Annotated in this window: 11 protein-coding genes; 7 read left to right on the top strand and 4 right to left on the bottom strand. The window is 60.9% G+C overall.

The window, feature by feature from the left end:
• Positions 1-36: 36 nt before the first annotated feature.
• Both ASG68_RS06195 and ASG68_RS30240 read left to right on the top strand, forming a co-directional pair.
• Positions 37-1,092: an AraC family transcriptional regulator gene (locus ASG68_RS06195; RefSeq protein ID WP_062577639.1), complete on the top strand. Its 1,056-nt coding sequence runs from the start codon at positions 37-39 to the stop codon at positions 1,090-1,092.
• Positions 1,093-1,606: 514 nt separating this feature from the next.
• Positions 1,607-2,107 carry a thermonuclease family protein gene (locus ASG68_RS30240; protein WP_082478562.1) on the top strand — a complete coding sequence of 167 codons (501 nt, stop codon included), beginning with the start codon at positions 1,607-1,609 and terminating at the stop codon, positions 2,105-2,107.
• 423 nt (positions 2,108-2,530) lie between these two features.
• Here ASG68_RS30240 and ASG68_RS06185 read toward each other — a convergent pair whose 3' ends face one another.
• The 3 genes from ASG68_RS06185 to ASG68_RS06175 all read right to left on the bottom strand — a co-directional run bounded on the left by ASG68_RS06185 (position 2,531) and on the right by ASG68_RS06175 (position 5,731).
• Positions 2,531-3,616: a TraB/GumN family protein gene (locus ASG68_RS06185; protein WP_062577635.1), complete on the bottom strand. Its 1,086-nt coding sequence runs from the start codon at positions 3,614-3,616 to the stop codon at positions 2,531-2,533.
• Between the two features lie 93 nt (positions 3,617-3,709).
• Complete coding sequence (locus ASG68_RS06180) at positions 3,710-4,768, bottom strand: TraB/GumN family protein (protein WP_162243610.1); 1,059 nt, start codon at positions 4,766-4,768, stop codon at positions 3,710-3,712.
• A 63-nt stretch (positions 4,769-4,831) separates the two neighbouring features.
• A complete protein-coding gene (locus ASG68_RS06175) occupies positions 4,832-5,731 on the bottom strand; it encodes a tyrosine recombinase XerC (RefSeq protein ID WP_244484123.1) in 900 nt (299 codons plus the stop codon).
• 224 nt (positions 5,732-5,955) lie between these two features.
• Between ASG68_RS06175 and ASG68_RS06170 the strand changes: the two genes are divergently transcribed.
• The 3 genes from ASG68_RS06170 to ASG68_RS06160 all read left to right on the top strand — a co-directional run bounded on the left by ASG68_RS06170 (position 5,956) and on the right by ASG68_RS06160 (position 10,102).
• Entirely contained in the window at positions 5,956-6,882 is a 927-nt protein-coding gene (locus ASG68_RS06170) for a GNAT family N-acetyltransferase (protein WP_062577627.1), read from the top strand.
• 10 nt (positions 6,883-6,892) lie between these two features.
• The gene (locus ASG68_RS06165; protein WP_062577625.1) at positions 6,893-8,023 is read left to right on the top strand and encodes an AAA family ATPase; all 1,131 of its coding nucleotides are present in this window, start codon (positions 6,893-6,895) and stop codon (positions 8,021-8,023) included.
• Positions 8,024-8,287: 264 nt separating this feature from the next.
• Complete coding sequence (locus ASG68_RS06160; protein ID WP_062577623.1) at positions 8,288-10,102, top strand: methyl-accepting chemotaxis protein; 1,815 nt, start codon at positions 8,288-8,290, stop codon at positions 10,100-10,102.
• Between the two features lie 306 nt (positions 10,103-10,408).
• Here ASG68_RS06160 and fsa read toward each other — a convergent pair whose 3' ends face one another.
• Positions 10,409-11,062 carry a fructose-6-phosphate aldolase gene (gene fsa, locus ASG68_RS06155; protein WP_062577621.1) on the bottom strand — a complete coding sequence of 218 codons (654 nt, stop codon included), beginning with the start codon at positions 11,060-11,062 and terminating at the stop codon, positions 10,409-10,411.
• 80 nt (positions 11,063-11,142) lie between these two features.
• Here fsa and ASG68_RS06150 point away from each other — a divergent pair, with 80 nt between their 5' ends.
• Both ASG68_RS06150 and ASG68_RS06145 read left to right on the top strand, forming a co-directional pair.
• Entirely contained in the window at positions 11,143-13,347 is a 2,205-nt protein-coding gene (locus ASG68_RS06150; protein ID WP_062577619.1) for a primosomal protein N', read from the top strand.
• A 168-nt stretch (positions 13,348-13,515) separates the two neighbouring features.
• Positions 13,516-13,902: a hypothetical protein gene (locus ASG68_RS06145; protein ID WP_062577617.1), complete on the top strand. Its 387-nt coding sequence runs from the start codon at positions 13,516-13,518 to the stop codon at positions 13,900-13,902.
• Positions 13,903-14,148: the final 246 nt, after the last annotated feature.

Below are 14,148 nucleotides of genomic sequence, written 5' to 3'. Positions count from 1 at the left end.
AGGATGTTTCGAGGGTGAGTTTGGCGGTGGGTGGACATGGATTCTCGTCAGGGCGATCCGGTTATTCGAAAATTGGCGACCGTCCCCACGGCGAGCGGCCTGGCTGCGCGGCTTGCCATGGCGCATCTTGTGCGTTCGGGAATCAATCCGGTCCCCTTGCTGTCCCGTTCCGGGGTTTCACAGTCTGCTCTTTCCAACCACGGGCGCATCAGCGTCTCCTCGCAGATCGAACTTCTGGACCTGATTTCCGCCGACACGAAGGATGTCTGGTTGGGCCTGACATTGGCGCAGGATTTCGACATGCGCGAAATCGGCATGCTTTATTACGTCGCCGCCTCGTCACGAACCCTTGGTGATGCGCTGCGGCGGATCGAACGCTATGCGCGCGTCGGAAACGAGGCACTCACCGTTCAGGTCGATACGGCGTCGGCATGCCGCATCGGGCTATCCTATGCCGGCATTCCACGACACCGGGACCGGCACCAGATGGAATGTCTCATGTTTGCGCTTCTGCGCCTTTGCCGGGAGATGACCGGAAGAAAGCTTGCGCCGCTGAGAACCCACTTTGCTCACCATCGTTCCGGCAAATTCGACAGAATCCGTCGGCTGTTCGGCTGTGACGTCGAATTTGGCGCATATGCCGATGACATGCATTTTGATCAGGCAGTGTTGGCACTTCCCTTGATCCAGGCTGACCCGTTTCTCAACGAAATCATGGTCAAGATGGTTGAAGAGGTTCTCTCCGGCCGTACGTCGAACTCAAGCCCCTTTCGCACCATCGTTGAAAATACGATTGCCCCGCTGCTGCCCCATGCCCAGGCGAGTGCGCGATTGGTCGCCAACCGATTGGGTATGAGTGAGCGGACCTTCGCTCGCAGGCTTTCGGAAGAAGGCCTGCGGTTTGGCGAAGTCCTCGATGATATGCGTCGCGACATGGCAATCCGATATCTCGACGATGATAATCTTCAGGCGCGACAGATTGCCTGGCTGCTGGGTTTCCATCAGCCGAGTTCCTTCAGCCATGCCTGCCGCCGCTGGACCGGAAAGTCTCCGTCGGACCTTCGGCGACGACGACTGACACCATCGTCCTGAAACGCCCAATCACCCGTTGGCGGCGCCGCGATGTGCGGCCTCCCGTGTGTTTGGCTTTCAACTGTCGTCGCTGTTGCAGGGCCCAATGATCACCACAGCATCGGCTTTACGCATCCACGCCACGCGCTCGGCGCGACTGCGGCCGTACGCATGATGCCATTGCGTCGACATTGGCAGCGGGAAGCAAGCAATCGGCAGCTTTCAGCAATCAGCGACATGGTGGGCTTTCTATCTAGGGAGCGGCGGACGCTCATGGGTGGGGGGAGGCGGCAACGTCCATGAGCAAAGCCGCCACGGGTGTGAAGTGCCATGCCACCAATGGCGAGGCCCCACCCAGGGCGCGCCGCGATGTCTGCATCCGGCGCGCCCACATGCCCGCAGTTTTGCTGCCAGGCAGGCGCGCACTAGCCGGTGTCAAGGTTGTTGCCGTCGACACTATCACAATCGATGCCAGACGTTCGCTCCGCTGACATTGGCTCTCAAGCGGGAGTGAATCTTCACGTTGAGGATAAGCATGAGACTGTTTCGGATTTTAGTTCATTTGTTTTCCCGAAGGGGCAGCCCGCCTAGGCAACGAGAATATGCTCCGCCTCCGGCAGTGATCCTTCCGGTTCCCGCACCAGCACCAACCGTGTTGCGCGGACGCTGCTGGGTAATCGATGGCGACACGATCGCAATTGATAAGGTCCGTATTCGTCTCGCCGGAATTGATGCGCCCGAGCTCGATCACCCATGGGGCAAGCAGGCAAAATGGGCAATGGTTCAGCTATGCAAAGGGCAAATGATTACGGCTCGACTCAGGCCAGAGCTCTCTTATGACCGCATCGTCGCGGAGTGCTCATTGCCAGATGGCCGCGATCTGGCGGCTGAACTCGTGCGATGCGGCCTTGCCTTAGACTGGCCAAAATTCTCCGACGGAAAATATCGCCACCTCGAGACGCCGGATGCACGCCGGAAACTGTGGCGCGCCGATGCACGGCAGCGTGGGCGCTTTCGCGGGCAGAGCGGTTGCTAGCACTCCGCTCGGTATTGTTTGGCCGTCGGTATCGAAATCGTTCGTCTCGCTGCTAGTTGTTCGCGGGCTGCGGACCATGAGGGTGACCAATTTGGAGGCATTCGCAAAAAAGGCGAATAGGCAGCGAGTAGGCATTTGATGCTTCCGCCTGACTGCCCGAAAGCCCCAAGGAAGCTAAGCACGGCGAAATGTTGCTCATCAGAGCGTAGAATATGCCGAAATGGTTGAAACGAGTACCCTTCGCGGTGATATGCGCAGGCAGCTGCTATGTCGTATACGGATTATAGGATGGCTACCGTGCCGGGTATCACACGAGGCCGGATATGCCCGAGGGGCTTTCTCAATTTCCTATAAGAATGGGATGCGGGCGCGCGAACGTGATAAAAGGCTGGTTGCTTTCCTGCATTCGTCGAAATGGCGGGCTCAGTTCACGGCTGATATCGTGAACCCGTCCTTGCGCAGGAGTTCGATCAGCCCGTCATTGCCCGGCAGGTGCAGTGCGCCGACGGCCATGAAGACGGCGCCCTGGTCGAGGATCGGTTTGGCGCGGGTGGCCATGACCTTGTTGCGGTCGGTGACGATGCGCTGTTCGAAATCGGCATAGCCATCGTCGGCGCTCTCCGATTTCTCCTCGGAGACGGATTTCATCAGCGGCATGATCATGCCGATCTCCTGGGAGAGATAGAGGTCGGTCGTCGTCGCCATCACGTCGGTGACGACATCGCCGAGTTCGAGCGTCTCGATCAGGGCCTGAAGGTGAAACTGCAGCGGCAGCGAATCCATCGCCTGCAGCTGCTCGACCATGGTTTCCAGGCCCTTCAGCGTCTTGCCCTGCTTCACGGCGTCTTCGGCCAGTTTCTTGTCGAGGAAGGAGGCGCCGGCGGCCTTGCGGCTCAGTTCGCAGGCAGGCAGGGCAACGAAGCTGGCGATCATCCAGGGCTTCATCTTGGAGACGGCGGCGAGCGGAATGCCGCGTTCCTTCAGGCCGGCGGCGAGCTTCTCTTCCTCCGCGGGCTCCAGGAAATCCTTGATCGACTTGCCGTCGGTCAACATCATCAGTTGCGGCTGCATCATCATGGCCGCCGCCGCCTTTTTATCGTCGACGACCTCGTCTGATTCGACGATGACGGTCTTGGCGGTGTCATAGGCGGCAGTTGCCCCGTTCGGCATGGCCAGAACGCGCGGGTCGGTCACATGCATGGTGCCGAGCAGGTAGGAGGGCGCAAGCCCGGTCTTCTCAATCTTCCAGAACGTGCCCTTGCCGTTCGGAATGGCGGCCGCCTCCTTCTGCAGCCCGGCATAGCGCGCCGGGTCGGACGCCTGCATCTCGGCCACCAGATCCTTGCCGCCACATGCGGTATCGCTTGCGGCATGGGCCGGCGAGAGCGACAGTAGCGTCGCGATCAGGGTGGCCGCGAACAGCACATGCAGGGTGGCGATCAGGGCCAGAATATTGTCGGTGACGCGGTCGGCGACGGCCATATGGATCGGTCGGATGAAACGGTTCATGGCGGCATGCTCTCCACGGATATCGTCGCCACCATAACGGGGCGGGTTTCCCAATCCGTTAACGAAGTCGTTCACCTTGTTCCGGATCACCGATCAATGAAGGCGGGTGACGGTGTAGCCCTCCTTGCGGAAGAGTTCGACCAGACCCTGTTCGCCGATCAGGTGCAGGGCACCGACGGCGATGAAGGCATTGCCCGTCTTGAGAAGAGGTGCGGCACGCTCGGCCATGCGGATGTTGCGATCGACAATCATCTTTTTCATGAAATCGGCATAGCCTGCATCTTCAGCCTCCGTCGTGCCAAGTACGTGGTAACTCAGCGGCATGAACATCCCCACATCGCCATCAAGGTACATGTCGGTCATGGTCGCGAACATATCGTTCAGCTTGTCATCCGCCTCCAATTGCTGAAGGACGGTGCGAAGCAGCGGCGCGGAATCGACGGAATTCATCGATTCCATCTGCTCAACGACGGTTTCAAGGCCGACGACCATCTTGTCCAGGTCCAGTGCGATGCGGATCAGCGAAAGATCGAGGGGCACCAGCCCGGCGGCTGCCCGTCTTTTCTCACAGGCAGGAAAGCTTATATGCATGAGCAGGATCCAGGGCTTCATCTTGGAAAATGCAAGGAGAGGGATTCCTTGCTTCTTCAGCGCGATTTCCAGCCGGTTGGTCTCCTCGGAATTCAGCAGGGACGTCACCGACGTGCTATCGGTGAACATCGAAAGGTCGGGACGGGACAGCATGATCCGAGCGATCTCCGGCTGTTCCATGTTTTCCAGTTCAAGAGCAACGGTATCGGCATTGTCAAACGGTGCCCATGCTTCCTCCGGTGTCAGAACGACGCGCGGATCGGTGACGTGCATGGTGCCGAGCAGATAGGAGGGCTCACTACCGGCGCGCTCGACCTTCCAGAATATGCCCTTTCCGTTGGGGACCTCATCAGCCTGCTTGCGCAACTCCACCAAAGCCTGCGGGTCGGTGCGCTCCAGTTCGGCCAGCAGGTTCTTGCCGGTGCAGACCGGCGGTTCCTCGGCCCATGCCGGAAGCGCAAGTGCCAGCGAAATGAAGAGTATCGAGGCAGTTCTGGCGAGGAACCTGAAGGCGATTGCAAGAAATTCCGGGACACGCGAATGGTAAAGGCAAGGACGCATCATAACTCGCAAGCAATTGATCTGAAACGACGACCGCATCTATGAGTTGTTTTTCGCCCGGCTTCAAGCACGGGGATGGGCGCGGTCGTAGATTTCGAGGAGCCTGGCTGAATCGACGCCGGTATAGACCTGCGTCGTCGATAGGCTGGCGTGGCCGAGCAGTTCCTGGATGGTGCGGAGATCGCCGCCGCCGGCCAGCAGATGGGTGGCGAAGGAGTGGCGCAGCGCATGCGGTGTCGCAGTATCCGGCAGGCCGAGCGCACCGCGCATCTTCTGCATTTCCCGCTGGATGATCGCCGCCTGCAATTGGCCACCCCTGGCGCCGCGAAACAGCGGGCCGTCTTCGCCGAGGTGATAGGGGCAGAGCTTTTGATAGGCCCTGATAGTATCGACCGCCACGGTGATCAACGGCACGATGCGGGTCTTGCCGCCCTTGCCGTGGATGCGCAGCGCGGTCGGCGTACCGGCGAAATCTCCGGGTGTCAGGTCAAGCGCTTCGGAAATGCGCAGGCCGCAGCCATAGAGCAGGGTCAGCACGGCGGCGTTGCGGGCGGCGATCCAGGGCTCCTCGGCCAGTTGGGCGTCATGGGTCACCACCGTCAAGGCATCCGCGGCAGTCAGCGGTTTCGGCAGCGACTTTGGCTGTTTCGGCGAACGCACGGCGGCCGCACCGGCGGCATTGGCAAGACCTTTCTTTTCCAGATGCCGCAGGAAGGAGCGAAGACCGGCGAGGCCACGTCCGAGGGTGCGGGCACCGGCGCCATCGCGGCGGCGGGCGGCGAGGAAACCGCGCAGATCGCCGGGCCGCAGCGCGCTGATGTCGCTGAGCTTTGCGGGGCCGGCGAGATGCGCAGTCAGGAAATGCAGGAACTGCCGTGTGTCTCGCTCATAGGCCTCGACGGTCTTGCCGGAGAGACGACGTTCGTTGTCGAGGCTCGCCAGCCATTTCTGGCGCTCGGCCATCAGGTCGGGATGGCCAATGATCAGCAGTTCGTTCACCCGTTTGCTCCGCGATATCGAGGTTCGCCGGACTCTGCGCGTCAGCCTGTTATGTTTTTCCTAACGCCCTTGGAATTTGTCATGGTGGGATCATATTCACCTGCAATAGCTCACAACATTTAAAGCGTTACAGCCACCTTTGCGCGTCATATTTGACGCGCGGCGCTGTAGGCAAAGCGGATAGCACCATGGCAAGACGGGATTTCGCAGGCGGTTTCACGTATTTCGCAGAGACGGTCGCGCTGGTCTCGCATGGACAGCCCGGACATATCGTCGATACCCTGATCGCCGAGCGCGGTCAGCGCATCGTCAAGCATCCGCTCTGGCCGGTGATGCGGCCGTTTCTCTATACGCTCCTGAATTATCGCAAGGCGATCGAGTTTGCCGATGGCGTCGCCAATCTGCCGGGCTTCCAGGCCTTCGAGCATCTGAGCCGGATCCTGTCGCTCGATATTCGCGTGCACAATGCCGAACGCATCCCGCAGACCGGCGGCTTCCTGATGGTCAGCAATCATCCGACCGGCATTGCCGACGGGATTGCGGTGTTCGATCTCCTGAAGAGCCGCCGTCCGGACATGATGTTCTTTGCCAATCGCGATGCCATCCGGGTCAATCCGCGTTTTGTCGAGATGGTCATTCCGGTGGAATGGCGTGAGGATTACAAGAGCAAGCTGAAGGCGCGCGAGACTCTGCAGGTGACCAACCGGGCGATTTCTGAAGGCAAGGCGACGGTGCTGTTTCCCTCCGGTCGCATCGCCTATTGGGCGGATGGCCGGCTGAACGAGCGTCCCTGGAAGACATCGGCCGTCAGCTTCGCCCGCAAGTACAATCTGCCGATCCTCCCCGTTCACATGGCGGCGCGCAATTCCGGCCTGTTCTACTGGCTGGCCAAATGGTCGACCGAACTGCGCGACATGACCGTCTTCCACGAGCTTCTGAACAAGAAGGGCGATATGTTCGACTTCACCATCGGCGAGATGATTCCGCCGGATGCGCTGGACGGCGATCCGGCGGAAGTGACGCAGGCGCTGGAGCGGCACACGGTGTTCGATCTGGCCCGTGATGGCGATGCGCCATTCCGCTCTTCTGTTCCACTGTCTGCGGCTATGGTCTAAAATCTGCGCCATGCAGATTCGATCCATGTTCGCCGCCAATTACCGTTCGCTGAAATCCATTCGCATGGATATGGGCGGAGTCAACCTGTTCATCGGCGAAAACGGCGTCGGCAAGTCCAATCTCTATCGCGCCCTGCAACTGGTTCAGGCGGCCGTGCGTGGCCGGCTGGCATACGAGATAGCCCGTGAGGGCGGCATGGCGTCTGCCTTGTGGAGCGGCAAGCGACGTGCTGGCGGTCCGGTGCGCGTCAAGCTCGAGGTCGAGCTTCTGGATGAGGTCGCGGCGTTGAGCTTTCACTATCGGGTCGAGGCTGGATTGCGCCCTCCCATAGACGCCGCCGGTTTCGCTTTCGAGCCGCAGGTGAAGGAAGAGGAATTGAAGGTCGATGCCGGGCGATCCGTCACGGTCATGAAGCGGGCCGGGCCGGGCATTTTCGTGCGCAATGGTTCGGGCCGCATGGAGGAGCATCCGGAAAAGGCGCTGACATCGGAAACGGCTGTGGCGCTGCTGGGCGATGCCGGCCATTATCCGGAGGTTGGTACCCTGCGGCGGGTGATCGACGGCTGGCGCTTCTTTCACGGGTTTCGCACTGACCGCGATTCACCGCTTCGTTCGCCCTGCCTTGCCGTTACGGCCACGATGCTGGACGAGGACGGTTCCAACCTGGCGGCCGTGTTCGCGACGTTGCGCCATACCCGTCAGGATACGGTCGATCTCGACCGTGCCGTGGCCGATGCTTTCGGTGGCGCGCGTCTCGTCGTTCCGGACCCGATGGAATTCGCCGAATTCTCGCTGGTTTTCCCGGATTTTCCACAACGCGAGTTTTCGCCGCGCGAACTGTCGGATGGGCAGATGCGCTTTCTGGCGCTCGCCGGCGCGCTGCTTTCCTATCGCCGGCCGCGCTTCATTGCGCTCAACGAGCCGGAAACCAGCCTGCATCCCGACATGCTGCCGGCGCTCGCCGCGATGATCGCCACGGCCTGCGCCGACAGCCAGATCTGGATCGTCACCCATTCGGAAGCGCTGGCTGCCGAGATCGAAGCCCGCTGCGGCACCCGCCGCAAACGCGTCATCCGCACGGACGGTGCGACATGGATTGAGGGGATGCGGCTGACGGGGATGATGGATGAGGATGAGTGACGTGCGTCTTTTTCACGCCCAATTCTTCAACCCACTGTAACCACAGTGCAATCGCTCATACGGTTAATCACCCCGTAACAATTATCATATAATATGATCGTCCATCAGGAGGGTGCCGGCCACGTCCCGCTCGCAAGGGTGGCCGGTTGCATGAGGCTGGACGCTCCGCGCCGGTGAGATCCGGAATTTTTTCAAACTGTATCGATGTTTGTTCTGCCCGCCGGAGGCTCTCTTCGTGCGAGGATCTTATTGCTGGGGGATTGCATGAAATTCACGATTGCCCGCGGATTGCTGATTTTTGGTGTTATCGTCATTGCCGGTCTTGTCCTGTCGATCGGGATCAAGACCCACGCGTTCAACAAATTGCGTGTGAACGGACCGGTCTATACGCAGGTCATCTATGGTAAGGATCTGATTGCCGACATCCTGCCGCCGCCGCTCTATACGGTCGAATCCTACATGCTGGCGATGGAGGCGGTCTCCAATCCGGAATTCGCCAAGGCCAATCTCGACAAGATCACTGTGCTGAAAAAGGCCTTCGAGGATCGACGGGTCTACTGGAAGGCCTCGACCGCTCCGGCCACGCTGATGGCCAAGCTTGAAAACGATGTGTTGGCGCGGGGCGATCTCTACTGGGAGGTCATGGAGAAAAAGTTCCTGGCATCGTTCCAGAGCGGTGACCTCGCTGGAGCGCAGGCAGCACTTGCCGATCTCAAGACGAGTTTTCATCACCACGAAACCGCCGTCAACGAACTGGTGGCCATGGCCGATACCTTTTTGAAGGAACAGGAAGCGGCGGCCGCCTCGGATACGGCAATCTTGTCGGCGGCCGCCTTCATCAGTTCCATCGTCTCGGTCATTCTCCTGCTCGGTGGCCTCTGGTTCTTCCGCCGCCGGGCTGTCCAGCCGCTGGCTGCCATGTCGTCCTACATGCAGACGCTGACGTCAGGCGATTATGACCAGAACGTGCCCTATGCCGGCCGTTCCGACGAGATTGGCGATGTCGCAAAGTCCGTATCGATCTTCCGGGAGGCGGCGATCGAGCGGCGCAATGCCCGCCAGCGCACCGAGGATGAACGGCAAAAGCAGTATGAGCGTGACGAAGTCCTCAGTCGGCAGAAGGCCGCCGAGGAGGCCGGACGGTTGCAGGTCATCGAGGCCCTGACCCATGGACTGGAGCGGCTGTCGCATGGCGATCTGTCGATCCGCATCCGGCAATCCTTCGCCTCCGAATACGAGGCGCTTCGCACGGAGTTCAACGGCAGCGTCGAACGTCTGGCTGAGACGATTTCCATTGTTCTCCACACATCGGCGCGCCTCAGAACCAATTCGCTGGAAATCGCCGGTGCGACCGATGATCTCGCCAAGCGAACCGAAATGCAGGCGGCGTCGCTGGAACAGACCGCGTCTGCCTTCGACGAAATCACCGCGACCGTGAAGAATTCGGCCGAGCGAGCGCGCGAGGCGAGCTCGGTGATGGAGGCGGCGAAGGACGGTGCCGCGAAATCGTCTCTGGTGGTGCGCGAAGCGGTCGCGGCCATGGAACGGATCGCCGATTCCTCGTCACAGATCAGCCAGATCATCACCGTGATCGACCAGATCGCGTTCCAGACCAATCTTCTGGCATTGAATGCCGGCGTCGAGGCGGCGCGGGCGGGGGATGCCGGCAAGGGGTTCGCTGTCGTCGCCCAGGAAGTGCGCGAACTGGCCGGTCGCTCGGCAAAGGCCGCGCACGAGATAACCGCGCTGATCGAGGCCTCGACGCAGGAAGTGGCTGGCGGTGTCAAGCTCGTCAACGAGACGGGTTCGGCGCTTGGTGGTATCGAGCGGCATGTGTTGCAGGTCACCGGCCTGATCGGCGGGATCGTGACTGCCGCGGGCGAACAGACGGCGGCGCTTGCCGAAATCAACACGGCCCTGCACCAGATGGACCAGATGACCCAGCAGAATGCCGCGATGGTGGAAGAGACCAATGCCGCCTGCCGCGAACTCAGCGACGAGGTGCAGGACCTCAACAATGCCGCCGGACGCTTCCAGATTTCCGGGATGACGGAGAGCCGTTCGAGGAAGGCAGCTTAAGGCCGTTAGACTGTTGGCAAACCAAGACGCTGATTAGTTGACAAAGGCCATTCCCCCACACTCCGTCATCCTCGCCCTTGTGGCGGGGATCCAGCGACCCGACGTCCGTCGGGTCAAAAGACTCTCTGAAACTCACCCGTTCTCTCACCGCGCGGACGCGCGGTAGCTGGATGCCCGCCACAAGGGCGGGCATGAGGAAGGTTGGATTTGCCGCCCAGTCTTCCAAACGATCTTCGATACTAAAAGAAAAAATGCCCCGCGATCGTCTCGCGGGGCATGTTCGTTTGAGGTTATTGCCGGAACCGATTACGCGATCTTCTGGCCGGTCTTTGCCCAGTCGGCGAGGAAGGTGGCGAGGCCGGCGTCGGTCAGCGGGTGCTTGACGAGCGCCTTCAGCGTGGCCGGCGGTGCGGTGACAACGTCGGCGCCGATCAGTGCTGCTTCCTTAATGTGGTTGACCGTGCGGGCCGAGGCAGCGAGGATTTCGGTCTCGAAGCCGTAATTGTCGAAGATCTGGCGGATATCGCGGATCAGGTCCATGCCGTCGATAGCGATGTCATCGAGGCGGCCGATAAACGGCGAAACGAAGGTCGCGCCAGCCTTGGCGGCGAGCAACGCCTGGTTGGCCGAGAAGCACAGCGTCACGTTGGTCAGGTGACCGTCGGACGAGAGGTTCTTGCAGGCCTTGAGGCCATCGAGCGTCAGCGGCAGCTTGATGCAGATGTTGTCGGCGATCTTCGAAATGACGGCCGCTTCCTTCATGATCGTCTCATAGTCGGTGGCGGCGACTTCGGCCGAAACCGGGCCTTCGACGATACCGCAGATTTCCTTGGTGACTTCAAGGATATCGCGGCCGGACTTCAGGATCAGCGAGGGGTTGGTCGTCACGCCGTCCACGAGACCCAGGTCGTTCAGTTCCCGGATTTCTTTTACATCGGCTGTATCGACAAAAAACTTCATGGAATTCTCCCTTGGGACACGCGGCTGTGCTGTTGTTTCGGGGTTTCCTTTAACGCAAACCGAAGGCAAGGTCACGGCCGATGACTGAAGATTCGACCGATTTGTTTGACGACCTGTTTGCCCGCCGGGTCGTGCCCGTTCTGGTGCCTATGCCGGCCCCCAAAGCATACTCCTATGCGGTGCCGGAGGGAATGGTGGTCGAGCCGGGTTCCATCGTGCAGGTGCCGCTTGGTCCGCGTCAGGTGCTGGGCGTCGTCTGGGACGGGGCCGAAGATGACGCGGTCGACCCGAAGAAGCTGAAGGCCATCACCAAGGCATTCGAATGCCCGCCGCTGGCCAAGGATATGCGCACATTCCTCGACTGGGTCGCGACCTACACCGTTTCCCCACCCGGCCTCGTTGCCCGCATGGCGCTGCGCGCGCCGGCCGCCTTCGACCCCGAGCCGATGGTCGAGGGCTTGCGGCTGACGGACATGCGGCCAGAGCGCCTGACCTCGGCGCGCGAACGGGTGATTGCCGCCGCCGACAACGGCTTTACCTGGACGCGCTCGGGGCTCGCGCATGCGGCAGGCACCTCGTCGAGTGTCGTCGACGGGCTGACCGCACAAGGCGTGTTCGAGACGGTGTTCATGCCACCGCCGCCCGTGGTGGCCGCCCCCGATCCCGATTATGCCGAGAACCGCCTTGAAGGACCGCAGAAGCAGGCGGCGCAGGATTTGCTGGAAAGCGTCGAGGCCGGCGGCTTTTCCGTATCGCTGATCGACGGGATCACCGGCTCGGGCAAGACGGAGGTCTATTTCGAGGCGATCGCCGCGACGCTGAAAGCGGGCAAGCAGGTGCTGATCCTTTTGCCGGAGATCGCGCTGACGGCGAGTTTCCTCGAACGGTTCCAGGACCGCTTCGGCTCCAAGCCTGCTGAATGGCATTCCGACCTTGCGCCAAGAACTCGTGAAAAAGTCTGGCGGCAGGTGACGGAAGGTGGCGTGCGTGTCGTTGCCGGCGCCCGTTCGGCGCTGTTCCTGCCGTTCGAGAATCTCGGCCTGATCATCGTCGATGAAGAACACGACCCCGCCTACAAGCAGGAGGATCGTGTCTTTTACAATGCGCGCGACATGGCGGTGGTGCGGGCGCGGATCGGCGAGTTTCCGGTCATCCTGGTCTCGGCGACGCCTTCGGTCGAAAGCCGCGTGAATGGCGATCTCGGCCGCTACAAGCCGATCCATTTGCCGACGCGGTTCGGCGATGCCGCGCTTCCGGATCTCGGTCTGATCGACATGCGCCGCCATCCGCCACAGCGCGGCGGCTTCCTGTCGCCGGTCATGCTCAATCATATCGGCAAGGCTGTCGGGCGCGGCGAGCAGGCGCTGCTGTTTCTCAATCGTCGCGGTTATGCACCCTTGACGCTCTGCCGGGTGTGCGGCCATCGCTTCCAGTGCCCGGATTGCTCCAGCTGGCTGGTCGAGCACCGGTTTCGCGGCCAGATCCAGTGCCACCATTGCGGCCATGCCGAAAAGACCCCGGAAGCCTGCCCGGAATGCGGCACGTTCGATCATCTCGTTGCTTGTGGCCCGGGTGTCGAGCGCATCGCCGAAGAGGTTGACCGGCATTTTCCCGATGCCCGCACCATCGTGCTCTCCTCCGATCTGATGGGCGTCAAGCGGCTGCGGCTCGAACTGGAGGCGATCCAGCGGGGTGAGGCGGATATCGTCGTCGGCACCCAGCTCGTTGCCAAGGGGCACAATTTCCCGATGATGACTTTCGTCGGCATCGTCGATGCCGATATCGGATTGGCCAATGGCGACCCGCGTGCGGCGGAGCGGACATTCCAGTTGCTCAGCCAGGTAACCGGGCGTGCCGGACGAACCGGCTTGAAGAGCCTCGGCCTGCTGCAGACCTACCAGCCGCAACATCCGGTGATGCAGGCGATCGTGTCGGGTGATTCCGAGGCGTTTTACGACCGCGAGATCAGCGAGCGCGAAAAGGCGCTGCTGCCCCCATTCGGCCGTCTGGCATCGGTGATCATTTCGGCGGATACGCGGGCCGACGCGGAAGGACATGCACGCGGCTTGCGACTTGCTGCCCCCCGGGTCAGCGGCATCAGCATTCTCGGCCCGGCCGAAGCGCCGCTGGCGCTGATCCGCGGCCGCCACCGCTTCCGGCTTCTGGTCCACGGCCGCCGCAACAGCGACATGCAGGCCTTCGTCAAGACGATGATGGCCAATGGCCCGAAGATGCGCGGCTCGGTCAGCGTCCAGCTGGATATCGATCCGCAGAGTTTCTTGTAATCGTCTTTCGTAGCGCCTGATCCTCGCATAATCCCTTTTTGCCGCGGTTTTCTCCGTGAAGGGATAATGCCTTGAATTTCAGGTGGATGCGGAAATGACATTGTCTTTCCCGCCGAATCCGTCTGTGCGATAAGCGAATCGGCCGTTGACCGTGCAGAGGACGCAGACATGGAACTCTATATTCCAACCGAAACGGGTGAGTTCCTGGCGTTCTGCGCGGCCATAGCCACGTCACTGATCGGCCTCGTCTTCCTCTTTGCGCCGGGTCTTGCCTTTCGCGCGCTCGGCCTCGACCTGCGGGAAGGGCGACGAGGCGGGTATGCGGAGGCGCGCTCGACACTGGGCGGATTTCCGCTGGGGCTGGGGATCGCTGCGATTCTTCTGGCGCAGCCGATGGTCTATCTGGCGCTCGGCGCTGCCTTTGCGCTCGCAGCCTTCGGCCGCATCCTGTCGATGCTGTCGGATGGCGGCAATACGGTTGTGAACTGGGTGTTCCTGATCGTGCAGATCGTGCTTTCGGGCTTACCCTTGGCCTATGTGTTCGGCTTTATATGAAGCGGCCGGGCGACGTCCACGGTGTGGACCTCGTCAGCTCATACCCCATTTTTGTCAAAATTTGGCCAAACCGCCCAAACTTGAGCGCATTCGTGCGGTTCTCGTGTTGCGAGTCCAGATATCCTATGCTAGACGAACCGCGACTTGTGGGGGAAACAAGCCGTCCGGCTTGCAGAACCCAGAAAATATAGCAACAAATTCAAGGTGTTGGGTTTACGGTTCTCCGCAGACATCGCTCTTGAATTA

It is taken from the genome of Rhizobium sp. Leaf453 (genome assembly GCF_001425605.1).
Classification (GTDB): domain Bacteria; phylum Pseudomonadota; class Alphaproteobacteria; order Rhizobiales; family Rhizobiaceae; genus Pararhizobium.
This window is presented reverse-complemented; position numbering and strand designations above follow the sequence as displayed.

What these genes read in the sequence shown, in the direction of transcription:
- ASG68_RS06195 (WP_062577639.1), top strand. Translation starts at nt 37, where the DNA reads ATGGATTCTCGTCAGGGCGATCCGGTTATTCGAAAATTGGCGACCGTC.
- ASG68_RS30240 (WP_082478562.1), top strand. Translation starts at nt 1,607, where the DNA reads ATGAGACTGTTTCGGATTTTAGTTCATTTGTTTTCCCGAAGGGGCAGC.
- ASG68_RS06185 (WP_062577635.1), bottom strand. Translation starts at nt 3,616, where the DNA reads ATGAACCGTTTCATCCGACCGATCCATATGGCCGTCGCCGACCGCGTC.
- ASG68_RS06180 (WP_162243610.1), bottom strand. Translation starts at nt 4,768, where the DNA reads ATGCGTCCTTGCCTTTACCATTCGCGTGTCCCGGAATTTCTTGCAATC.
- ASG68_RS06175 (WP_244484123.1), bottom strand. Translation starts at nt 5,731, where the DNA reads ATGGCCGAGCGCCAGAAATGGCTGGCGAGCCTCGACAACGAACGTCGT.
- ASG68_RS06170 (WP_062577627.1), top strand. Translation starts at nt 5,956, where the DNA reads ATGGCAAGACGGGATTTCGCAGGCGGTTTCACGTATTTCGCAGAGACG.
- ASG68_RS06165 (WP_062577625.1), top strand. Translation starts at nt 6,893, where the DNA reads ATGCAGATTCGATCCATGTTCGCCGCCAATTACCGTTCGCTGAAATCC.
- ASG68_RS06160 (WP_062577623.1), top strand. Translation starts at nt 8,288, where the DNA reads ATGAAATTCACGATTGCCCGCGGATTGCTGATTTTTGGTGTTATCGTC.
- fsa (WP_062577621.1), bottom strand. Translation starts at nt 11,062, where the DNA reads ATGAAGTTTTTTGTCGATACAGCCGATGTAAAAGAAATCCGGGAACTG.
- ASG68_RS06150 (WP_062577619.1), top strand. Translation starts at nt 11,143, where the DNA reads ATGACTGAAGATTCGACCGATTTGTTTGACGACCTGTTTGCCCGCCGG.
- ASG68_RS06145 (WP_062577617.1), top strand. Translation starts at nt 13,516, where the DNA reads ATGGAACTCTATATTCCAACCGAAACGGGTGAGTTCCTGGCGTTCTGC.